General features: G+C 39.4%; 19 protein-coding genes and 1 other RNA gene. 4 read left to right on the top strand and 16 right to left on the bottom strand.

Annotated elements, in window-relative coordinates:
• Nucleotides 1–953: 953 nt before the first annotated feature.
• Nucleotides 954–1,916: an integron integrase gene (locus tag CW745_RS03185; protein WP_101107056.1), complete on the top strand. Its 963-nt coding sequence runs from the start codon at nt 954–956 to the stop codon at nt 1,914–1,916.
• Here the strand turns inward: CW745_RS03185 and bioD are convergent.
• Genes bioD through bioB form a run of 4 tightly spaced genes read right to left on the bottom strand, consistent with a single transcriptional unit; the run spans nt 1,905 to nt 5,633 of the window.
• Complete coding sequence (gene bioD / locus CW745_RS03180; protein WP_101107055.1) at nt 1,905–2,588, bottom strand: dethiobiotin synthase; 684 nt, start codon at nt 2,586–2,588, stop codon at nt 1,905–1,907. The genes CW745_RS03185 and bioD overlap by 12 nt on opposite strands.
• Nucleotides 2,585–3,400, bottom strand: a complete 816-nt coding sequence (bioC, locus tag CW745_RS03175) for a malonyl-ACP O-methyltransferase BioC (RefSeq protein ID WP_101107054.1) — start codon at nt 3,398–3,400, stop codon at nt 2,585–2,587. Before bioC ends, bioD begins: the two co-directional genes overlap by 4 nt.
• Complete coding sequence (gene bioF / locus CW745_RS03170) at nt 3,400–4,578, bottom strand: 8-amino-7-oxononanoate synthase (protein ID WP_101107053.1); 1,179 nt, start codon at nt 4,576–4,578, stop codon at nt 3,400–3,402. The genes bioC and bioF overlap by 1 nt, the downstream gene beginning before the upstream one ends.
• Nucleotides 4,579–4,580: 2 nt before the next feature.
• Nucleotides 4,581–5,633 carry a biotin synthase BioB gene (bioB, locus tag CW745_RS03165; RefSeq protein WP_101107052.1) on the bottom strand — a complete coding sequence of 351 codons (1,053 nt, stop codon included), beginning with the start codon at nt 5,631–5,633 and terminating at the stop codon, nt 4,581–4,583.
• A gap of 115 nt (nt 5,634–5,748) precedes the next feature.
• Here bioB and bioA point away from each other — a divergent pair, with 115 nt between their 5' ends.
• Nucleotides 5,749–7,020 carry an adenosylmethionine--8-amino-7-oxononanoate transaminase gene (gene bioA / locus CW745_RS03160; protein ID WP_101107051.1) on the top strand — a complete coding sequence of 424 codons (1,272 nt, stop codon included), beginning with the start codon at nt 5,749–5,751 and terminating at the stop codon, nt 7,018–7,020.
• A gap of 1 nt (nt 7,021) precedes the next feature.
• Here bioA and CW745_RS03155 read toward each other — a convergent pair whose 3' ends face one another.
• A complete protein-coding gene (locus CW745_RS03155) occupies nt 7,022–7,441 on the bottom strand; it encodes a hypothetical protein (RefSeq protein WP_101107050.1) in 420 nt (139 codons plus the stop codon).
• A gap of 148 nt (nt 7,442–7,589) precedes the next feature.
• Here CW745_RS03155 and asnS point away from each other — a divergent pair, with 148 nt between their 5' ends.
• Nucleotides 7,590–8,990, top strand: a complete 1,401-nt coding sequence (gene asnS / locus CW745_RS03150; protein ID WP_101107089.1) for an asparagine--tRNA ligase — start codon at nt 7,590–7,592, stop codon at nt 8,988–8,990.
• Nucleotides 8,991–9,192: 202 nt separating this feature from the next.
• Here the strand turns inward: asnS and purF are convergent, their stop codons facing one another.
• From purF to sohB, 9 genes are all read right to left on the bottom strand, one after another.
• Nucleotides 9,193–10,707, bottom strand: a complete 1,515-nt coding sequence (gene purF, locus CW745_RS03145; RefSeq protein WP_101107049.1) for an amidophosphoribosyltransferase — start codon at nt 10,705–10,707, stop codon at nt 9,193–9,195.
• A 73-nt stretch (nt 10,708–10,780) separates the two neighbouring features.
• Nucleotides 10,781–11,275, bottom strand: a complete 495-nt coding sequence (locus tag CW745_RS03140) for a CvpA family protein (RefSeq protein ID WP_101107048.1) — start codon at nt 11,273–11,275, stop codon at nt 10,781–10,783.
• Between the two features lie 73 nt (nt 11,276–11,348).
• Complete coding sequence (locus tag CW745_RS03135) at nt 11,349–11,981, bottom strand: SPOR domain-containing protein (RefSeq protein ID WP_101107047.1); 633 nt, start codon at nt 11,979–11,981, stop codon at nt 11,349–11,351.
• A 3-nt stretch (nt 11,982–11,984) separates the two neighbouring features.
• Nucleotides 11,985–13,241, bottom strand: a complete 1,257-nt coding sequence (gene folC / locus CW745_RS03130) for a bifunctional tetrahydrofolate synthase/dihydrofolate synthase (protein WP_101107046.1) — start codon at nt 13,239–13,241, stop codon at nt 11,985–11,987.
• Nucleotides 13,242–13,298: 57 nt separating this feature from the next.
• On the bottom strand, nt 13,299–14,084 hold the full coding sequence (gene truA, locus CW745_RS03125) for a tRNA pseudouridine(38-40) synthase TruA (RefSeq protein ID WP_101107045.1): 786 nt from the start codon (nt 14,082–14,084) through the stop codon (nt 13,299–13,301).
• A gap of 47 nt (nt 14,085–14,131) precedes the next feature.
• Complete coding sequence (glgC, locus tag CW745_RS03120; protein ID WP_101107044.1) at nt 14,132–15,394, bottom strand: glucose-1-phosphate adenylyltransferase; 1,263 nt, start codon at nt 15,392–15,394, stop codon at nt 14,132–14,134.
• Between the two features lie 14 nt (nt 15,395–15,408).
• Nucleotides 15,409–15,903: a hypothetical protein gene (locus tag CW745_RS03115; protein ID WP_101107043.1), complete on the bottom strand. Its 495-nt coding sequence runs from the start codon at nt 15,901–15,903 to the stop codon at nt 15,409–15,411.
• 315 nt (nt 15,904–16,218) lie between these two features.
• On the bottom strand, nt 16,219–18,903 hold the full coding sequence (topA, locus tag CW745_RS03110) for a type I DNA topoisomerase (protein ID WP_101107042.1): 2,685 nt from the start codon (nt 18,901–18,903) through the stop codon (nt 16,219–16,221).
• 193 nt (nt 18,904–19,096) lie between these two features.
• The gene (gene sohB, locus CW745_RS03105; protein ID WP_153069734.1) at nt 19,097–20,146 is read right to left on the bottom strand and encodes a protease SohB; all 1,050 of its coding nucleotides are present in this window, start codon (nt 20,144–20,146) and stop codon (nt 19,097–19,099) included.
• A gap of 128 nt (nt 20,147–20,274) precedes the next feature.
• On the opposite strand from sohB, the gene CW745_RS03100 reads away from it, so the two are divergent.
• Complete coding sequence (locus tag CW745_RS03100) at nt 20,275–21,012, top strand: YciK family oxidoreductase (protein WP_101107041.1); 738 nt, start codon at nt 20,275–20,277, stop codon at nt 21,010–21,012.
• A 74-nt stretch (nt 21,013–21,086) separates the two neighbouring features.
• Here CW745_RS03100 and lpxM read toward each other — a convergent pair whose 3' ends face one another.
• Both lpxM and ffs read right to left on the bottom strand, forming a co-directional pair.
• Nucleotides 21,087–22,055 (bottom strand): lauroyl-Kdo(2)-lipid IV(A) myristoyltransferase, encoded by a 969-nt coding sequence (lpxM, locus tag CW745_RS03095; protein WP_101107087.1) that lies wholly within the window; start codon nt 22,053–22,055, stop codon nt 21,087–21,089.
• 42 nt (nt 22,056–22,097) lie between these two features.
• Nucleotides 22,098–22,195, bottom strand: an RNA gene (gene ffs, locus CW745_RS03090) — signal recognition particle sRNA small type.
• Nucleotides 22,196–22,260: the final 65 nt, after the last annotated feature.

Genomic DNA, 22,260 nt, shown 5'->3' with positions numbered 1-22,260 from the left:
AATGTTTTTTGTTCCGTTTAAACGCCTGTGTAGCACGGCGATTGGGAACCTAAACAGGTTTTAGCGCCGTTAATAAATGGAAAATTGCACAACGAATGTGAAACTGAACACTTATTTAAAATCCAGTGAAAACCAAGATTTAACACCGAAACTGAAACACTTTGAATGTTACTTTAAAACCACAAGGCAAAACACATTCAATTGAAAACAGCCCTTCCAAATACGACCAAACTCACAACAACCCAAAAGCTATTTACGTAAGCCTGATAACGCCCACTTAAGCGGACAAAAATTGTTGGCTATAATGTGGAGCGAAGCGAAACAAAGCCAACTGTTTTTGTTCCGTTTAAAGTGCTTGTTAGTTGTGTTTGGCAGTATTAATTACCTTAAGAAACACGATAACCAAAATAAGAAAAACTATCTAGTAACATATTGAAAAACTTGGATTCAATTCAACTAAACATCACTCTCGTGGTTACACCTTGAAAACTAGAAACCAGAATGACGCCATTATAAAATAAGCGGAGCTAATGGAGCCGAGAGTTATGAATAAACCACGAATTAAACTTTGCACCAGACGACTATTAGCGACTGCATATTTTGGCGGAATGAGCGAGTTACAAACGAAAACTAAAAGGCAACGGCTTTGAAGATTACCAAGCTCAAACCTTAGCCTGAAATACTTCGTAGAAAGAATTACCAACCACGATTTTAAAAACCAACTAACAGCTTATTAGACGGATAAAATCACAATCTACGGAAGAAAGGTGGGATCCATCGCTATAAAATAATTCAAATATTTTACAGGCTGTATCATTTATAACAATAACTTAACTAAATAAATCAACGATAAGTCACTGAGTACACCTAAAAATAGTTGTGTTTCATACTAAAAGGTGGAAAAACAACTATACTGTATATAAATACATGTGTTTTTAATTGGGAGTTGCTAAATGAAGTCGCCTTTTATCAAAGCTGTTGCTGAAAATATGAAGATGCGTCGTTATGCAAAGCGTACCATTGAAAGTTATGTGCACTGGATAAAAGCCTTTATTCTTTTCAATCAAAAGAAACATCCCACACAGTGCCATGATAAAGAGGTCGAGCAGTTTCTTTCTCACTTAGCGAACAATCGGAATGTTGCTCCAAAAACTCAGGCTTTGGCCCTTAATGCGATTGTTTATTTATATAAAGAGTTTTTAGATAATCCGCTTACCTTGGATTTAAAATATAACAGAACCTCAGCACAGCCCAAATTACCGGTTGTTTTAACACCGGAAGAAACCGCTTTATTATTAAAAAATATTCCTGCACCTGTCTCCCTGCCTATTCAATTACTCTATGCCAGTGGTTTGCGTTTAATGGAGGTAGTGAGGTTACGGGTGCAAGATATCGATCTAGATTATTTATCTATTCAAATATGGCATGGTAAAGGTGGCAAACATCGACGTGTTACTTTGGCTAAGGAATTGGTCGAGCCACTTAAAAAGCAGGTAGCCGCAGCGCAGTTGTATTATCAACAAGACATTCATAGCACACAATATGCTGGTGTATATTTACCCTATGCGATGGCACTTAAATTCCCTAATGCTGAGAAGGAATTTAATTGGCACTATCTTTTTCCCTCTGCAAGGTTATCGATGGATCCTAGTGTACAGTTATATCGACGTCATCATGTACATGAATCAAATTTACAAAAAGCGGTACGGGAAACTTCTAAAGCTGTCGCGATTAATAAGCCAGTGACTTGCCACACGTTGCGCCATTCATTTGCAACTCATCTTTTACAGCGTGGGGCTGATATTCGCACGGTACAAGAGCAATTAGGACACTCTGACTTACGCACAACACAAATATACACACATGTTTTACAGGCCGGAGCTAACTGTGTGCGAAGTCCATATTCAGATCTTTAATGACTTAAGATCAACATACTGCCCAAGGTTATGATGCTCCGCTTGAGGCAGATGGGGGATCTCAGCTAACAGTGGCGCGTCTATCTTGGCATTTAATAATGCTAAATTTTGTGCGTAATAAGGCATTTCAGTTTGCGTCTGATTTGCAATCCACCCTGCCACTTTTAATCCAGCACTTTTGATAGTTTGGTAAGTTAGTAGTGCATGATTGAGGCAACCTAGCTTCATACCGACGACGATAATCACTGATAATTGTTGCGCTTCAACCCAATCAGAAAGCAGTTGTTTATTATTTAACGGTAAAGACCAGCCACCAGCTCCCTCTACGAATAAAACATCGGGATGATAGCTTTGTAGTTTTTCAAGCCCTAGGGTAATATTGTCGATACTGATTGACCTGTTTTCCAATTCGGCAGCAATATGTGGTGCAATCGGTTGTTCAAAAGCAATAGGATTAATGAGATCGTAGTCAGCTTCAATATTACTGTATTGTTGCAACGTCAATGCATCATCATTTCGCAAGCCTGCACTCGTTTTCTCGCAACCTGCAGCTATGGGTTTATAAGCAAGGGTTTTCAATCCTTGCTGATTTGCAGCTTGTAATAAAGCCGCGCAACATACGGTTTTACCAACATCGGTGTCAGTACCGGTAATGAAAAAGGTCTGTGTCATTTTAGTACCTCAATGTAACAAACTTGATAAGTTAAATTTAGCTTTCCCTGTGCGTTTTTAAAGGGGGCGTATCCCATATCGAGCTTGATTAAGCGATCTTTTCCTGTGGGCTTTATATTTTGGTTGTCATCTCTGTGGACATGATTGGCGCCGATACCTTTTAGCGCTCGCATCACTTCGATTACGCTATCATATTGCAAAGTTCGTGTTTCAGTTTTTATTTGAACTTTACTGAAGTTAAGCTCAGATAAAATCAAGTTGACTTCCTCTAACGCGAGAAATCGATTGGTATGCACAGCGTCATCAACCTGTTTCCATGCTTCTGTAAGCTCAAATAATGTACCTGATAATAAAGTGGATATGTAAGCCTTACCGTCTTGTGAGAGCGCTTTTTTTATTTGTTGTAAACAGTGCTTTAAATTTTCACTCCACTGCACAACGAGGTTAGAGTAGATGATATCGACACTCTCGTTAGCAAAGGGTAATTGGTCAATATCCCCTTGTTCAAAGGTGACATTTTTTAATGACCGTTGTTGTGTTTGTTTTAACATCGCCTCGGAGAGATCAAAACAGGTTAACTCTGCATCGACAAAGGCTTGATTTAGTTTTTCACTAAAATATCCGGTGCCACAACCAAGGTCGACTATCTTGCTCGCTAATGGCATAGGTGTTGCGGTCGCTGTGTTATCATTTACGACGTTATGCAGTAATTGCTCACCAATATCGCGTTGTAATTGTGCAAATTGATCATAATGAGGTGCTGCTTTTGAAAACGAGCTTTGAACTGCTTTTTTATCGATATTAAGGCGCATTAGTGCTCACTTAATATCGTTGAGATTGTACTGACCAACTCTTTGATATCCTGTTGTTCATGACGCGTAGTAAGGGTTATTCGTAGGCGAGCACTATTGACAGGGACTGTCGGTGGACGAATAGCGGTTACCCAAAAACCAAATTTCTTTAATTGTTCTGCAACAATGAGCGTTTTTTTACTATCGCCAATGATGATAGGTTGAATCGCAGTTTGTGATTCCTGTAAATTGGTCGCAGATAAAACAATCCCGTGCAAGGTTGCTTGTTGGCGAAAGTAGTGAATAAGCGAGTGTAATTTATCACGTCGCCATTGCTCTTGTTCAGCCATTTGGGCGGCTATCATAATGGCATGCGCCATCGCTGGCGGTAGTCCCGTTGTATAGATATAGGGCTTGCTGAAGTTGGTCAGGTAATCAATAAATGATTGGCTACCTGCGACAAAAGCACCACCAACACCGAGTGCTTTACCAAATGTTGCCATATATATTTGTAAGTCTTGATTCTTAAAACCAGCTTCTACGACGCTGCCTCGTCCATTTTCACCTAATACCCCAAGTCCGTGGGCATCGTCTATCATCAACCAGTTGTTATGTTGTTGGCTCGATTGCAGTAATGAAGCGATGGGCGCTTGATCACCATCCATACTGAAAACCCCTTCACTAATGATGAGCGTATTTGGATTTTGTTGTTTTTCTAGCAAACTGCAGAGATGAGCGCTGTCATTATGTTTAAAACGTAACATTTTACAATGAGCTAAACTGCCCGCTTCCATCAATGAGGCATGGTTTAATTTGTCTTGCAGTAATAACGCATTTTTATCAAGTAACAGTTTGATAATGGCTTGATTCGCGGAGTAGCCAGAGCTAAATAGCGCTAAGGCTTCTACACCTAGCCATGCTTTGAGTTGTTCGGTTAATTCGAGGTGTGCTTGGTTATAACCGGTGACAAGATACGAACCGCCACTGCCGACACCATATCGATCAGCCCCTTCCTGCCAGGCAGTGATAACCGCTGGATCAGAGGCAAGCCCAAGATAATCATTACTTGAAAAATTTAAATAACGCTGGCCATTAACCGTGATATAACGGCCCTGTGGCGTTTGCGCTGTCTGCGTTTGACGGTATAAACCGTCATTTTTTCGCGTGTCTAACTGTTGTGATATAAAATCAAAGGCCACTATTATAGCTTCGCTGTTGCATCGTAGAACAATTCATCTTTTTCAGCATGGCGAATGATTGCAGCATCAACAGTTTGTTCTTTTTCAAAGGGGGACAGATTCACCGCTTCTTTATTGATGCCTAATTTCTTAAACAGTTGCATATCTGAATTTTCATCGGGATTGTCAGTTGTGAGTAGTTTACAGCCATAGAAAATTGAGTTTGCCCCTGCCATAAAACACAGTGCTTGTGTTTGTTCGGACATAGCATCGCGTCCTGCAGATAAACGCACGTGTGACTTAGGCATCATGATTCTTGCAATGGCAATAGTTTTGATAAAGGTAAACTCATCAAGATCATCCACATTGTCTAGTGGTGTACCTTGCACTTTTACCAATTTATTAATAGGCACGCTTTCTGGCTGTTGTGGCATATTGGCTAATTGTACTAATAAGCCTGAACGATCTTTTCCCTGCTCGCCTAAACCAACAATACCACCGCTACACACTTTCATTCCCGCACTTCGCACGTTATCAAGCGTATCTAATCGATCTTGATAGCTACGCGTAGTAATAATTTTATCGTAATACTCAGGAGAGGTATCTAGATTATGATTATAATAATCCAGACCGGCATCAGCTAGTTGTGTTGCTTGATCGTTATCGAGCATACCTAATGTCATACAAGACTCTAAACCTAACGATTTAACCTCTTTGATCATTTCAACTAAATATGGCATGTCACGTTGTTTGGGGTTTTTCCAAGCAGCGCCCATGCAAAAACGCGTTGAGCCTGTCGCTTTTGCATCTTTAGCAGCCTTTATTACTTTGTTAACTTCCATTAACGTCTCTTTTTCAAGGCCTGTATCGTAACGCGCACTTTGCGGGCAATATTTACAATCTTCAGGACAAGCACCCGTTTTAATAGACAATAGTGTACTAACCTGTACTTGATTTTTTGGAAAGTTAGCACGATGAATTGTCTGCGCTTCAAAAAGTAAATCCATAAAGGGTAATGCGAACATCGCCTCAACTTCATCGACGGTCCAATTATTACGCACTGTGGTATGACTCATTTGGCTTTCCCTTGAAATAATGACTTTAAAAATATTTTCACATTTTAAAGTTCATCGTTACACTGTCAACTTTTCTTGGTATATTTCTTTACATCTGTATAAATAACGAGCAATTATGAGTTTAGATCATCAGTTTGACAAAAAGCACCTCTGGCATCCTTACACATCAATGAGCGAACCATTGCCCTGTTATGGTGTTGAATCAGCCGAACAATGTTTGCTGACGCTTGAAAGTGGCGAAAAATTAATCGACGGGATGTCATCTTGGTGGGCCTGTTTGTTTGGCTATAATGTGCCTGAACTTAACGCAGCTGCTAAAAATCAAATCGATAAAATGGCACATGTGATGTTTGGCGGTTTAACCCATCAACCTGCTATTGAGTTAGGCAAAAAGTTAGTATCGATGACGCCTAAACATCTTGAAAAGGTTTTCTTATGTGATTCCGGCAGTGTCGCTGTCGAGGTATCACTAAAGATGGCGTTGCAATATTGGCATGCCAAAGGAACGCCTAAAAGTCAGTTTCTCACTATTCGTAATGGTTACCATGGTGATACTTTTGGGGCGATGAGTGTCACTGATCCCGAGGGTGCGATGCATGATCTTTATCATCGTTTTTTACCTGAGCAAATTTTCGCGCCTCAACCTAGTATCTGTTTTCATGAGCAATGGAATAGTGACTCATTACTCGAGATAACAGAACTGGTTATAAATAATAAAAGCAATATCGCGGCCATTATTTTAGAGCCGATTGTACAAGGTGCAGGCGGGATGTATTTCTATCATCCTGAATATTTAAAGGGTGTACGCGCATTATGCGATGAATATGATCTACTGCTTATCGCCGATGAAATAGCAACTGGCTTTGGCCGTACCGGTAAACTATTTGCCTGTGAACATGCCGATATCAACCCCGATATTATCTGTGTGGGTAAATCATTAACGGGGGGCTATATGAGTTTAGCCGCTACACTCACAACAGAGCATATCGCACGAACTATCAGTGATGGCAAAGCGGGCGTATTCATGCACGGCCCCACTTTTATGGGCAATCCATTAGCCTGCGCCGTTGCAAATGCAAGTCTTGATAAATTGATGAACATGAACTGGCAACAATCCGTAAAACAGATTGAACAATGGTTACAACAATATTTATCGCCCTGTCACACATTATCAACGGTGAAGTCTGTGCGTGTATTAGGGGCCATCGGGGTTGTACAGTTAAATGAAGCGGTAGATGTCGCCGTAGTGCAGAAGAAGTTTGTTGAACTTGGCGTGTGGATACGCCCTTTTGGCAAGCTAGTGTATGTTATGCCTCCCTACATTATTACGGAGGCACAACTTAAACAATTATGTGATGCGATTTATCAAGTTGTCACACCTTCATAAATTACTCACCAAATAGATTGGCTAACATTGAAAGTTGGCCATTGAGATAATTGAGGTCGGTTTTCGCATAATAAAAAGCAAATAAAACAGTGGCAGACATGATCACAATTAAAAATTTATCAGGTGTATTGTCTCCAGGCCGGCGTTTCTTGCCCCAGGTGTTTACTATCGCTAGTACAGAAACAATACAACAGGACCATAATAGGTACATAAACAGTTGTATTTCTACAAATTGGTAATTAGAGGCAGAAGTAATCTCGAAGTGATTCATGATAATCGGTTCGAACATTTCACGTTGGTAATGAAACAACAGCATATACGCCAGAAATGCTCCCCATAATATGACAGTAAGCCATAACATAAAAAATCGACGCCACTCATGTGCGTTATGAAAGCGTTGTCGTTCAAATTGTTGTTGCATGGTAAACCCCAATAAAGCTAAACATGGTGAAAAATCACGTATTATCAAATCATAGACTTGTATCTCGCTACCGCCAAGGTAAGATATGCCTCTATTAAATTTTTTACAAAAAAACAGTGAAAACTGTGATTATGGAGCATTAATTCAGATGTCAAAAACAGCAATTGTTGAAATATTCAACGACAAATTCCCAATTGGCGAAACAGTGACAGTTAACGGATGGATACGTACGCGTCGTGATTCTAAAGCGGGGATCTCTTTTTTAGCGATTTACGACGGTTCATGTTTTGATCCGATTCAAGCTGTTGTTCCTTCAGATCTAGAAAATTATACCTCTGATGTTTTAAATCTCACTGCAGGTTGCTCTGTTAGTGTTACGGGTGAATTAGTTGAAAGCCCAGGAAAAGGTCAAAGCTTTGAAATTCAGGCAACGGCTGTAAAAGTACACGGTTTTGTTCAAGACCCTGATACTTACCCAATGTCAGCGAAACGCCACAGCATCGAATATTTACGTGAGCACGCGCATTTACGTCCACGTACTAACATTATTGGTGCGGTTACACGTGTGCGTAACTGTTTATCACATGCTATCCATAACTTCTTCTATGAAAAAGGCTTTAACTGGATCAGTACACCTATCATCACAGGATCTGACTGTGAAGGTGCAGGTGAAATGTTCCGTGTAAGTACACTTGATTTAGAAAACTTGCCAAAAACAGAAGCGGGTAAAGTGGACTATAAACAAGACTTCTTTGGTAAAGAGACGTTCATGACGGTATCAGGTCAGTTAAATGCTGAAACTTATGCCTGTGCATTAAGCAACGTATACACCTTCGGTCCAACGTTCCGTGCTGAAAACTCTCACACAACTCGTCACCTTGCAGAGTTCTGGATGGTTGAGCCTGAAATTGCCTTTGCCGATTTAGCAGATGCAGCACAACTTGCCGAAGATATGCTTAAATATGTATTCAACGCAGTGCTAACTGAGCGTGCTGATGATATGGCCTTCTTTGCACAACGTGTCGATAAAGAAGCCATTACACGTTTAGAAAAAATGGTTAGCTCTGAGTTTGTACGTATGGATTACACGGAAGCGATCGAAATCTTACAAAATTGTGATAAAGCCTTTGAATACCCGGTTGAATGGGGTGTCGATTTACAATCTGAGCATGAGCGTTACCTTGCTGAAGAGCATATCGGTGCACCGATTATTCTGCAAAATTATCCGAAAGACATTAAAGCGTTCTACATGAAACTTAATGAAGATGGTAAGACTGTTGCGGCGATGGATGTTTTAGCTCCAGGAATTGGCGAAATCATCGGTGGTAGTCAACGTGAAGAAGATCTTGAAGCGTTAGATAAACGTCTTGCAGAGATGGATCTTGATATGAGCGATTACAGCTGGTACCGCGATTTACGCAAATACGGAACAGTGCCACACGCAGGTTTCGGTCTTGGTTTCGAGCGTTTAGTTTCTTACGTAACTGGTGTGCAAAACATCCGTGACGTAATTGCTTTCCCACGCTCACCAGGCAGTGCAGATTTTTAATCTCTGATCAAATAAATCATAAATAATAAGCCAACTTTAAGTTGGCTTTTTTATATCTGACAGTCCCACACTTTGACGCTTGGTGAACTGACACGCGATCAGTCAGCGTTTCCTACTTTGTTACAGGCATAAAAAAAACCAGATCGATTGATCTGGTTTTTTACTAAAAGCTTAAAGCAAATAGCTGCCAGCTTAATGTCACTTAGTCTTCGTTATGCATTTCAAGACTTGCAATCTCTTCTTTCTGCTCTTGGATCTGTTTAGCATCTTCGCTGCGTAGGCTTGCTAGGTAATCGAAGTAACCTTTATCTACATCACCAGTAACATATACACCATCAAAGACAGAACATTCAAAACCATCAATTGCAGGGTTTTGTTTATGTACAGCATCTTTAAGATCTTGTAGGTCTTGGAAGATTAATTTATCACTGCCGATACAATCACTGATCTGTTCATCGCTACGGTTATAAGCGATTAACTCTTCAGCCGTTGGCATATCGATTCCGTAAACATTAGGATGACAAACTTGTGGTGCAGCAGATGCAAAGTAAACATTTTTTGCGCCAGCATCACGAACCATCTCAACGATCTGCTCAGAAGTGGTACCACGAACAATAGAATCATCAACCAGTAATACTGATTTACCTTTAAACTCAGCGTTAATGGCATTAAGTTTACGACGAACTGATTTACGACGTTGTGTTTGACCTGGCATGATGAAGGTACGACCGATGTAACGGTTTTTTACAAAACCTTGACGGTAAGGAATACCTAATTCAACAGAGATCTCTAACGCAATATCATTTGAAGTTTCTGGAATTGGAATAACCGCATCAATCTCAATATCAGCCCATTCACGTTTAATTTTCGCACCAAGTTTACGACCCATTTCAAGACGTGCTTCATAAACAGATACACCGCTTAATGTTGAGTCAGGACGTGCAAGGTAAACATATTCGAAGATACATGGGTGCAGCGTTGTTTTCGACGCACACTGTTTACTGAACAGTTGGCGATCTTCGGTGATATAAATTGCTTCACCCGGTTCAACATCACGCATCACTTGGAAACCGATAGTGTCTAAGCCGACACTTTCAGAGGCAACGATATATTCCATATCGCCCTCTTCTGTTTTACGAGAGCCCAGTACTAAAGGACGAATACCATCAGGATCACGGAAGGCAACCATACCGTGTCCAATAATTAATGAAACAACACCGTAAGCACCGCTGACTTGTTCATGAACAGCAGAAACAGCATCGAAGATATCATTTTCTGTTAATCGATCATTTTCAACTTTATTTAATTCAGCAGCAAAAACATTTAGTAACACTTCGGAGTCAGAAGTAGTATTAATATGACGACGAGACTTTGCTACGGCTTTACGTAAATCAGTTGCATTCGTTAAGTTACCGTTATGAGCAAGTGCCATTCCCCAAGGAGAGTTTACGTAGAAAGGCTGTGCTTCAGCAGCACTGGAGCTACCCGCGGTTGGGTAACGTACGTGACCAATACCAATATCACCTTTAAGGCGTTGCATGTGTTTAGATTCAAATACATCTTTCACTAAACCATTTGCTTTACGCTGTTTAAAATTACCATCAGCAATAGTGATGATACCAGCTGCATCTTGTCCTCGATGTTGTAATACTGTTAACGCATCATAGATACTTTGATTAACAGGTGTTGCCCCAACGATGCCAACGATTCCACACATAAATTCACGCCTTTATTTAATAATTAATATGTTTCACTTACCAAAATAAGTGGTTGATGTTGCTTATATAAATTTAACTGGAAAGATTTTGTAAGAAACTAGAGGAGTTCTCCAAGTGACTAAAAAACCATTCAATGATAATGCCAAACTCTGGGATGAGGGATGACTCTTTCCACCAATTTGCTTCGTTAAATGAGGTGAATGAGTCAATAAAAAATAGTAATGCACTGACAATTAGTACACCACGTATAGCGCCAAATAAAACGCCAAGTAATCTATCTGTTCCTGAAAGTCCTGTTACTGCGACAAGACGATTAACAATGTAGTTAATCACTGCACCGAGTAATAAAACAGAGATAAATAGGATCGCGATAGCGACAGAGTTACGGATAAGTTGGTCGTCAAGCTGGGTAAGGAATCCAGCAACTTCTGGATAAAAGTTACTGGCAATAAAAAATGCACAGAACCAAGTAACGAGAGAAATTGCTTCTTTGGTAAAGCCACGAATTAGGCTAATCAGGGCAGAAAAAGCGATAATACCTAATATAGTAAGATCAAACCAGCTCATTGCGGTCCTTATAATTTGAACGTTTTAAACGATGCGGATTCTATCAGAAAAATAGCCACAATGCTGTAATAATTTAAGGATTAACAGCGTCAAAGGGCAGTAATTTACCCTCTAGTTGAGTCAGTCTTTTTAAGCGTGGAAGTTGTTTCTGTAATTTTTCTTTTGATACATCAGGGCCAACGAATAGACGAGTTAGTTCACCGTCGATTACATCTCTAGGGACTGTATGTGCTTGAAAGCCAGCTTTATGTAGGGTTTTGAGTAATGAGTTGATATTGGCAGCATTTTGGAATGCACCAAGTTGAATAGTCCAAGCAGCTTTTAGCATTGGCTTTTGGGTCGGCTTTGCAACCGGCTGCGTATTGCTGGCTGTTTTTATTTCTGTTTTAACTTCTGCAATTATACTCTCTTTTGGAGCTTCGATAGTGACGGGCGTTGTCATTTCTTCAACTTGCCATTCATCATCTGCAATAGTGTCATTTTCCACGTTTGCTGTCTTAGGCTCCTTCTGTTCCGACAATGGACTAGTAGATGAGTTAGTATCAAGTTGCTGTGTGTGCGCTTTAAACTCAGGATTGATTGGTGTTGCCACAAATTCATCTTCATAGGCCATTTTTTTACCATCAATAATGGAAGGTAAAAAAATCACTACACACGCTACTAAAATACTAATACCAACTAATCTATTTTGAAACTGAGAAGCCACGAGTTACCCTTGTGAAAGTGTTAAGAAATCAGAGACGGTATAGAAAGAGCCAAAAACAATGATTGTGTCTGAGTCACTCAAATGTTCTTGTACGCTACTATATGCAGACGCTATATTATCGAAACATTTTACCTTTGCAATAGCGTGTTCACTAGATTGATAGTGACTAAGCAAAGTTTGTGAAGATGCTCCTCGATAACAGTTAAGCGAAATAAAGTGATAGTGGTCTATACATTCATTAATGACTGAAAAGGTACCGGCGATATCTTTATCTTCAAGCATGCCCACTATAGCAAAAATTTTTCCATCAGGTTTACGTAATTTTTTTAGTTGGCTTGCAAGATAATTGGCTGATTGCGGGTTATGTGCTACATCAAGATAAATCTCAATGGATGCATCCATTTCTACTTTTTGTAGGCGCCCTGCTAGTTTAGCCTCTCCAATAGCTTTTCGTAATAAAGTTTCAGGAAGTGTTAAACCTAAGGCTTCAATAACGGCAAGTGCGGTTGATGCATTTTGCAGAGGCATTAAAGTTAATGGTAAATTAGACAGCGTGGTTTTACCTGCCCAAGACCATCCTTTATCGTTTACTGAAGCTGTAAAATCGATGTTTGCATAACGGATATCACATTCAAGTGTTTGGGCATGATTTATTAATGATTGTGGTACATCAATTTCTCCACATACAACCGGTTTTAAAGCACGAAAAACCCCCGCTTTCTCGAAGCCAATCTTTTCTCGATCATCCCCTAACCAGTCAATATGGTCAATTCCTATTGTGGTTACCACGCTAACATCAGACTCAACTACATTAGTTGCATCTAAACGTCCACCGAGACCAACTTCTAACAATATAAAGTCACATTGCTGATCTTTTAATATTGATAAACAACCAAGAGTTACATACTCAAAATAGCTAAGTGATATACCGGCACGAGCTTTTTCAACTTGGCGAAAAGCCTGACAATGAAGATGCTCTGGCATCTCTTGTTTATTAATGCGCAAACGCTCAGTGTAACGTTGAATATGAGGAGAGCTATATACACCAACTTTGTAACCCGCTTGCACTAAAATTTCTTCTAAAAAGGCACACGTTGTCCCTTTACCATTAGTGCCTGCAACGGTGATCACCTTCGCATCAAAATTGATCAGGTTTAACGTGTCTGCAACCTGACCGATTCGTGTTAAGCCAAGTTCTATTTCTGTTGGGTGTAATTGCTCAAGATAAGTTAACCATTCATTTAAATTTTTTTCGTTCATGTGACTCTCAACACCTTTGTAAATTCACTTTCAAAACCGATAGCGATATAGACGCAATTACTCGTCTAAAAATAGCGGACCTATAGCGGGTTTAGGTAACTCGAACTCACTTGGATAGTCTACTTCAACAAGATATAAGCCCCCCGGCTTTGCCGTTGCAGCCGCTTTGGCACGATCTTTTAATGCTAATAGTGTATTTAACCAATCAACGGGCTGATTGCCTCGACCGACTTCAATTAAACTACCAGCTATATTTCGTACCATATGATGTAAAAAGGCATTGGCTTTGATATCGATAATGATGAAATTTACACGTCGAGTAATGGTTAAATATTCTATACATCGAATGGGGCTGTTAGCTTGGCAATGCAATGCACGAAAAGAAGTAAAATCATGCTCTCCGACAATATATTGTCCTGCTTGCTGCATTAAAGCTTCATTAAGTGGGTAATGATAATGACTTAAGCCCGCATTAAGAATACCGGGTCTAAAGGGAGCATTGTAGATAATATAACGGTAGCGTCGTGCCGTTGCGCTAAAACGCGCATGAAATGTATCATCAACACGCTTTACCCAACGTACTGCGATATCTTTAGGGAGATTGGCATTAACACCGAGTGTCCAAGCAACATCTTTGCGATCAGCAGTGGTTTCAAAATGCACGACTTGCCCTGTGCCATGAACACCTGCATCCGTTCTTCCGGCACAGTTAACAATTACGTTATGATTAGCGATGATCGAAAGCGCTTCTTCTAGCTTTTGTTGTACCGAAACAACCTCTTTTTGACGCTGCCAACCATAATAGTTCGCTCCATCATATTCAATCCCTAAAGCAATCCGCATCCATCTTCACCCAAAATTTCAAAAAATGAAGTATACCGTTTTTGAATCTAACCTCCATGCTCAATTTTCAAAAAGTTATCAATCATCTGTTGATTGACTAAAATGACTCCACTTTCAGATATTTCATAAAAGTTTTTATCACTTTCATAATCATGTCCGATGCAAAAGTCATCAGGAATAATACAATCTTCAATAACCAATACATTATATAATTTGCAACGTTTACCTATAGAGACATTAGGTAAAATAACACATTGTTCAACGACACTATGACGTTCTACGGTCACGCGTGTTGATAACAATGATTTCTTCACCAATGCACCAGAGATGATACAACCCGCAGTGATAACACTATCGATCGCTTGTCCTCTACAATCATCTTGATCAAAAATAAACTTTGCACCGGGAAGCTGTTCTTGAAATGAATAGATAGGCCAATGCGAATCATATAAATTTAATTCAGGCTCTATTTGTACCAAATCTAAATTTGCTCGAAAATATTGATCAACCGTACCGACATCTTTCCAATAAGCCTGAACATCTGCACATCCTTCATCATCAAAGATATATGCATAAACAGATTCTGATTCAATCGCTTTTGGAATAATACTGTAGCCAAAATCATGTTTAGAAGCTGAAAGACATGCATCTTCCATCAACAGTTTTTCTAACGTATCGAAGTTAAAGATATAAACACCCATTGATACTAATGATTTACCTGGGTTATCAGGTATCTCTGGTGGATGCTCCGGTTTTTCAACAAATTCATGTACCCGCATGTCACTGTCCACATTAAGTACGCCAAATGCTGAAGCATTAGTCGATTTTACAGGGATAGAAGCAATAGATATTTCTGCCCCCTTTTGGGCATGGCGGCGTAACATCCGGCTATAATCCATTTTATAGATATGATCGCCACCAAGGATTAATACATATTTACAATGTTGTTTACGCAGTTGTTTGAGGTTTTGGAAAACAGCATCTGCGGTACCGCGATACCAGAGATCGCCTATTTGTTGTTGCGCGGGTACGATGTTGACGTATTCACCGAGTTCCCATGGCATTCGACTCCATGCCTTTTGAATATGTGATAACAACTCAGCTGATTTATATTGTGTCAACACATCAATACGGCGAATACCAGAGTTCATGCAATTGGAGAGTGTAAAATCGATAATCTTATACTTACCACCAAAGGGTAATCCGGGCTTCGCACGATCTTCTGTCAATTGCTTTAGTCGACTTCCTTTACCACCGGCTAAAATAAGTGCAATTGTATCACGCGTTAACAAACCAATATGTTCAGACATCAATAACCTCTTAGTTAGTCAATTAAAGCTTTACCGTTTTTAGGATCACTTATTGGCGCTACTTTTAATAATTCAGCACTTTCATTATCGATTATTTGTAACGCTGAATGTATGGAACGATTATTATTGGCAATGATGTTGATATCATAACTGTGACCGTGATATTCAAAGCATACTTTTAGTATTCCATGTTCAAGTTGCCAAACACCAATACAGTGTTCATCATCAAACAAACTTGAAACAGATAATTGATTGTTTTTTTTGAAATCAAAAACTAAGGATATGTTATTAGCAGAGGTTACTAACCAAGCATGGGCTACAACCTCAGCCTCAGTGAGTTTGCGCTTTTCCAACTCCCAAAGTATATATTCTCCTTCGGTGACAATAAATGCTCTAAACTCCTCATTTAAGGCGCCATTAGGAATGGGTTTCTTATCGCGTTGACGTTTTTCATGAGTGAACAAGATGACCTTACGGTCTAATTCACTCAATAGGGAATATATCGGCATCTGCTATCTCAATTTATATAATCACCTTTTAAATTAGGCTAATTAAATATTTGCATTGAATAGCAATTATAAAAGTTTGAGAATGGTCAAATAATAATCGCTAGGAAGGTTCATTCTATGCGATGGCTCACATGCAATTGCCATTAACATGAAACTAGCGTGTTTGTGAGCTGAAATGGGATTTTACCTACAGAGCACACGGGCATCGGGGAAATTAGGAAACAAAAAAGGTAGCCTTAGCTACCTTTCTAATAAACAAAATTTTAGTTCACATACTTCATATAATTTGAATTATGTTGCTTTTACCAATCGAAATCAGGCTTTCTTTTTCTTAACAGCCCTTTTCTTGGTTTGCTCTTCTACCCACTTGCCACCTGTTAACACGTCATCGACCAACTTGGCATCAACATATTTAGCAGTCCAGCCCGTCGCTTTTTTATCTATCTCAGTCATTACATATTGTTCTTTATTTTTACGACTATATCGCACAACAGCTGGATTTCCATTAGGATCCGTTTGCGGAGCTTGCGCTAAATAATGAAACTTAGGTGAAATTCGATCTTTAAATTTAGCTAATTCAGCAACTTTGGGGGCACGGGTTTCACGAGAGCGTGGGAAGGTACTGGCAGCTAAAAACAAACCAGAAGCCCCATCACGCAAAATGAAGTATGCATCGCTTTGCTCACAAGGTAACTCTTGTAAATGAACAGGATCTTCTTTTGGTGGTGCAACTTCACCATTGCGCAGAATTTTACGTGTGTTTTTACACTCTTCGTTAGTACAGCCCATGTACTTACCAAAGCGACCATCTTTAAGCTGCATATCGTTACCACATTTGTCACATTCAACAACAGGTCCATCGTAGCCTTTGATTTTGAATTCACCCTGCTCGACAATATGCCCATCACAGATAGGATTATTACCACAAACATGTAACTTACGTTTTTCATCAATAAGGTAACTGTCCATTGCCATATCACATTTAGGGCAACGCTTCTTGGCCATCAAAGCTGCAGTTTCAAGGTCTTCACTACTTAAAATATCTTCAACTTCTTCGCCATCAACTAAGTTAATCGTTGTTTTGCAACGCTCTTTCGGTGGTAAAGCGTAACCGGAACATCCTAAAAATACGCCAGTTGAAGCAGTACGAATTCCCATTTCACGTTCACAGGTTGGACAACGCACCTCTTTAATAGCAACAGGCTCGTTTAGGCGCATTCCTCCTTCATCTTCAGGCAATTCTGCTTTTTCTAAAAGTGAAGTTAAGTCTTTATAGAAACGGTCTAATTCTTCAATCCAGTCAGCTTTACCTTCAGCAATTGCATCGAGATTAGCTTCCATTTCTGCGGTAAAATCATAGCTCATTAAATCAACGAAATTTTCACTCAAACGATCACTGACTATTTCCCCCATTTTGACCGCATAAAAACGACGTTTATCTACTTTTACATAACCACGATCTTGAATGGTTGAAATAATACTTGCATAGGTAGAAGGTCGACCAATACCCTGCTTTTCCAGTTCTTTTACTAAAGCAGCTTCAGTAAAACGAGCAGGAGGTTTGGTAAAGTGTTGTCTTGGTTCTAGCTCAACAAGCTCAATTTTTTCTCCGATTGCCAGATCCGGTAATTGCACTTCATCAACTTTACTTTTTGCAACAGGTTGCGCTTTTGTCCAACCGGCAAAACGCATTGTGCGACCTTTAGCACGAAGCAAGTAATTATCTGCTTCTACAACTAAAGTAGTAGCGTCATATAGTGCAGGTAACATTTGACAAGCCAAGAACTGACGCCAAATTAGTTCATATAAGCGCATCGCGTCACGATCAACACCAACCAATAAGGCAGCTAATTGAGTTACATCAGAAGGTCGAATTGCTTCATGGGCTTCTTGTGCACCAGATTTACTGCTATAAGTAACCGGATCTTTTGGTAAATAGTTACTTCCGAACTCTGCATTAATATAATCACGTGCCGAAGCCACTGCATCTTTGCTTAGATTGGTAGAATCTGTACGCATATAAGTAATGTAGCCGGCTTCATAAAGGCGTTGCGCTAACATCATTGTTTTCTTAACACCAAAACTTAGTCGTGTACTGGCAGCCTGTTGTAGTGTTGAGGTAATAAAAGGTGCACTGGCTTTACTTTTAGTCGGTTTATCTTCACGAGAAAGTAATTTAAAAGATGCATTTTGTAGCACTGAAACCGCTTTGTTGGTCTCTTTCTCAGTAGTTGGTTTAAAGCTAACACCGTCCTCTTTAAATACTTCAAGGCGAAGTTCATTGTTATCTTTACTTTTTGTCTGAGCGTGTAAATCCCAGTATTCATCTGGATTAAAAGCCTTAATTAAACGTTCACGTTCAACTAGTAGCCTTACTGCTACCGATTGAACACGTCCAGCAGATAAACCTCGTGCAACTTTTTTCCAAAGTAGTGGTGAAACCATGAACCCTACTACACGATCTAAGAAGCGACGTGTTTGCTGGGCCTTAACGCTATTTAAATTAAGTTCGGTGGGATTATTGAATGCTTCTTGTATTGCAGACTCAGTGATCTCATTAAACACAACACGTTGAAACTTACTGTCATCACCACCTAAAATTTCTTTCAGATGCCAAGCAATCGCTTCACCTTCTCTATCCAAATCCGATGCAAGGTAAATTGTAGGTGCATCTATAGCAAGTTTTTGAAGTTCACTAACCACTTTCTCTTTACCGGGAAGAATTTCGTAGTGTGCCTTCCAATTATTATTGGGGTCGATCCCCATTCTTGTCACAAGCGCTTCCTGTGCGCGTTTTGCTTTTTCTTTCTCTTTTTTAGCAGCCGTCATGCCCGCTAATGACTTTTTACTCTTGGCATCTATCTTTTTCTTAGCGCTGCCACTCGTTGGAAGATCGCGAATATGACCGACACTTGATTTGACAATAAAGTCTTTGCCAAGGTATTTGTTGATGGTTTTTGCTTTTGCAGGTGATTCCACAATAACAAGAGATTTGCTCATAATTCTTCTAGCCCTAAAGTAGTCATGATTGAGAGGTGCGACACTAATATTTGATTCATCCGCTGAATTCCCTTTTTATATAAGCCAAAGTAACGGCGAATAGCAACTTATATTTTCAAATACAATGTAAAATGAGATAAAAAAGCCAACTTGATGATAGTTGGCTCACTAATATGCTTATAATTCGCGCAATTTACTTAAACAGACGGCTAAGATTCACTTGCATGAGTGTTAATAGACTATTCTCGACTGCTTTTGATGCACTATGTCCAAATTTTTCTGCTAGTTTTTTACGTTGCGTATACTTAATCTGCACAATATGTCGATTGTCTAGTTGCGACAATAAATAGTCATCACTGGTTGAGATGGCATCGATAAGTTTAAGTTTAATGGCTTGCAAGCCATACCAATGTTCACCCGTTGCAACTTCTTCTATATCAATAACTGGACGATGTTCACTCACAAAATGTTTGAACAAATCATGCGTTTCTTGTAATTCTTGTTTGAATTTGTTGCGACCTTGTTCATCGTTCTCGCCAAACATTGTTAGTGTACGTTTATATTCACCCGCAGTTAACTGTTCAAATTCGATATCATGTTTTTTAAGAACTTTATTAAAGTTCGGGATTTGTGCAATAACACCAATTGAACCTAGTATAGCAAAAGGCGCCGCAATGATTTTATCTGCGATACAAGTCATCATGTAACCACCGCTCGCAGCCACTTTATCAACTGAAATAGTTAGCGGTATTTTTTTATCTTTTATGCGTTGTAACTGTGATGCAGCCAAACCATAGCCATGTACCATACCACCACCACTTTCAAGACGTACAAACACTTCATCTTGCTCAGTCGCAACCGAAAGAATTGCGGTTATCTCTTCACGTAGTGAACTCACTTCCTTTGCATCAATACTGCCTTTAAAGTCGATTACATATAGTTGTGCAAGGGAGCTATTGTCATCTCCTTCTTTAGCTAATTTTTTATCTAGCTTTTGCTTCTCTTTAGCGGCTTTCTTCTCTTTTTTATGACGTTCTTTTAATTGTGGTGCTGACAGTAGTTGCTCTTCGATTGATTTTTTAGTTTCTTTTAATTGCTCAGAAAGATCGGTTAACTCAACCTCGCCTTTTTTATTTTTTTGCTTACTAGTCAATGCAATAACGATGATCAATAACGCAGCCACGGTGACTACAAAAGTAACCGCTTTAGCAAGAAATAGCCCATATTCAAATAAAAATTCCACCGTAATATTCCTTATCAATAGATTAATGTGGCATATCATGACAAAAACTAAGCTCAGGTACAAAAAGTTTGAGTCTTTTAGCTAAAAAAAGTTACTATTTGCATAATTTAAGTTCAACGAGAAATAATATGAAAGAATATCAAGCAAAAGCTGACTGTTTAGCAAACAAAACTATCTTAATCACTGGTGCTGGTGACGGTATTGGTAAGACATTAGCAATTGAGTGTGCAGAAAAAGGAGCATCAGTCATATTGCTTGGCAAAACGGTTAAAAAATTAGAAGCCGTTTACGATGAAATCGAAAAATTAGGGCAACAACAAGCATCAATAGTACCTCTTGATTTAAGTGGAGCAACTGAAGAGCATTACACCGATTTAGCAGATACGATAAAACGGGAATATGGAAAACTAGATGGACTTGTTCATAACGCTTCACAACTTGGTGTATTGGGTCAATTTGCTCAAATTGAAAAAAGTACTTGGGATGAGGTATTGCAAATTAATGTCACAGCACAGTATTTGTTAACTAAAGCTTTAATTCCTGTTTTAGCTTTGGCGCCAAACAGCACAACAGTTTTTACTACATCAGGAGTAGGTAATAAAGGCCGAGCATACTGGGGCATATATAGTATCTCAAAGTTTGCTACGGAAGGTATGATGCAAACGCTAGCTGATGAGTTTGAAAACAGTACCCTACGCTTTAATGCGATTAATCCAGGTGCAACACGTACAGGTATGCGTGCAAACGCTTTCCCCGCAGAAGATGCTTCATTATTAAAAACACCGTTGGAGATTATGCCAACTTATTTATACCTTTTAAGTGATGACAGTAAATCAATAACAGGGCAACGCTTAAACGCTCAGTAAATTAGTTTTCATTAAAGCAAAAAGCCGTTTATTAATCTAAACGGCTTTTATTATTCAGTTAGTTGCAATTAAGTTTAATAGATCCGCTCTGCTTCATCTGGTCTTGTTTTAAGTAATTTTAAGGTCCACATATATTGACTTGGTTCGATATCAATTAGCTTTTCGATGGCTTGATTCATCATTAATGTGTCCTGTACTTCATCACCACTAGGAATATCGTTTAAAGGGGCATGAAAAGTGACATCGTATTGAGCAGATTGCTCGTTGTAGACAGTGTAAAATGGTATCACAACCGCACGACCAAGTTTTGCTAATCGTCCAATGATCGGCAATGTAGCTTTCTGAGTTGCATAAAAATCAGTAAAAACACTCTCATCACGACCATGATCTTCATCAGGAAGGTAATAAAAATGTACCTTATCACGCAAACTTTTGATAGCAGGTTTGAGTCCCTCGCTACGATGATAGAGAGTACCTTTACCAATTTCATGCGTAAATCGAGTACGATAGCTGGTAACAAACCAGTCAAATATAGGATTCCTGTAATCGTTAAACATACTCGATAAAGAATGACCGCGTGCATTAATTCCTGCAACGCCACCAAAATCTAACCCATAACAGTGTGGCCCCAGAAATATGATTGATTTACCCTGCTGCTCAGCCTGTTTAATATATTCCGCACCAATGACATTAGTTCGCTTGAGTACATGCTTTTTACTTCGGAAATATAGCTCCCCCAGAGATAGTGCAATCTGAGCAAGTGCACGTACATTTTTACGCATCAGTATATCTTTTTGTTGCTCACTATATTCAGGGAAACATAAACCAAGATTTGTGAAAGCAATTTTTTTACGCTTGTTGAGAAACTTCTTGTTATAAATAGTTTTGGCGACTAGTCCGGCAAAACGATCACGCAGACGAATAGGGCAATAACTAAATAGAAATAGAATAAAAAGAAGAAACCATGTTCCCCAATACTTAGGTGAGAAATGCGATATTTTTAGGGAGGTGTCGAAATTTGATTTGTAGCCAGACTTGTTCATTGCTAGGCCTTTGAAAGCTTGAAATGATAGTTGTGGGTGGCAGACTCCCCAGCAAACCCTCGGCACTTGAATCACCTACTATGGCTGCTGCCTTCCGGCTCTGACCAGGTTAATAAGTTATCAATGCGAGGAACCAAGAAGCCTACCATTGTCACTGTTATCAAGTTGTTCTTAACGACTTGATGCGATGAATTATACGTATCTA

Source organism: Psychromonas sp. psych-6C06 (assembly GCF_002835465.1).
GTDB lineage: Bacteria > Pseudomonadota > Gammaproteobacteria > Enterobacterales > Psychromonadaceae > Psychromonas.
Note: the sequence above shows the minus strand (reverse complement) of the source record. Positions and strands in the feature narration are given on the sequence as shown.

What these genes read in the sequence shown, in the direction of transcription:
- bioA (WP_101107051.1), top strand. Translation starts at nt 5,749, where the DNA reads ATGAGTTTAGATCATCAGTTTGACAAAAAGCACCTCTGGCATCCTTAC.
- CW745_RS03100 (WP_101107041.1), top strand. Translation starts at nt 20,275, where the DNA reads ATGAAAGAATATCAAGCAAAAGCTGACTGTTTAGCAAACAAAACTATC.
- bioD (WP_101107055.1), bottom strand. Translation starts at nt 2,588, where the DNA reads ATGACACAGACCTTTTTCATTACCGGTACTGACACCGATGTTGGTAAA.
- CW745_RS03185 (WP_101107056.1), top strand. Translation starts at nt 954, where the DNA reads ATGAAGTCGCCTTTTATCAAAGCTGTTGCTGAAAATATGAAGATGCGT.
- bioB (WP_101107052.1), bottom strand. Translation starts at nt 5,633, where the DNA reads ATGAGTCATACCACAGTGCGTAATAATTGGACCGTCGATGAAGTTGAG.
- glgC (WP_101107044.1), bottom strand. Translation starts at nt 15,394, where the DNA reads ATGTCTGAACATATTGGTTTGTTAACGCGTGATACAATTGCACTTATT.
- CW745_RS03155 (WP_101107050.1), bottom strand. Translation starts at nt 7,441, where the DNA reads ATGCAACAACAATTTGAACGACAACGCTTTCATAACGCACATGAGTGG.
- CW745_RS03115 (WP_101107043.1), bottom strand. Translation starts at nt 15,903, where the DNA reads ATGCCGATATATTCCCTATTGAGTGAATTAGACCGTAAGGTCATCTTG.
- CW745_RS03140 (WP_101107048.1), bottom strand. Translation starts at nt 11,275, where the DNA reads ATGAGCTGGTTTGATCTTACTATATTAGGTATTATCGCTTTTTCTGCC.
- purF (WP_101107049.1), bottom strand. Translation starts at nt 10,707, where the DNA reads ATGTGTGGAATCGTTGGCATCGTTGGGGCAACACCTGTTAATCAAAGT.
- folC (WP_101107046.1), bottom strand. Translation starts at nt 13,241, where the DNA reads ATGAACGAAAAAAATTTAAATGAATGGTTAACTTATCTTGAGCAATTA.
- truA (WP_101107045.1), bottom strand. Translation starts at nt 14,084, where the DNA reads ATGCGGATTGCTTTAGGGATTGAATATGATGGAGCGAACTATTATGGT.
- asnS (WP_101107089.1), top strand. Translation starts at nt 7,590, where the DNA reads ATGTCAAAAACAGCAATTGTTGAAATATTCAACGACAAATTCCCAATT.
- topA (WP_101107042.1), bottom strand. Translation starts at nt 18,903, where the DNA reads ATGAGCAAATCTCTTGTTATTGTGGAATCACCTGCAAAAGCAAAAACC.
- lpxM (WP_101107087.1), bottom strand. Translation starts at nt 22,055, where the DNA reads ATGAACAAGTCTGGCTACAAATCAAATTTCGACACCTCCCTAAAAATA.
- bioC (WP_101107054.1), bottom strand. Translation starts at nt 3,400, where the DNA reads ATGCGCCTTAATATCGATAAAAAAGCAGTTCAAAGCTCGTTTTCAAAA.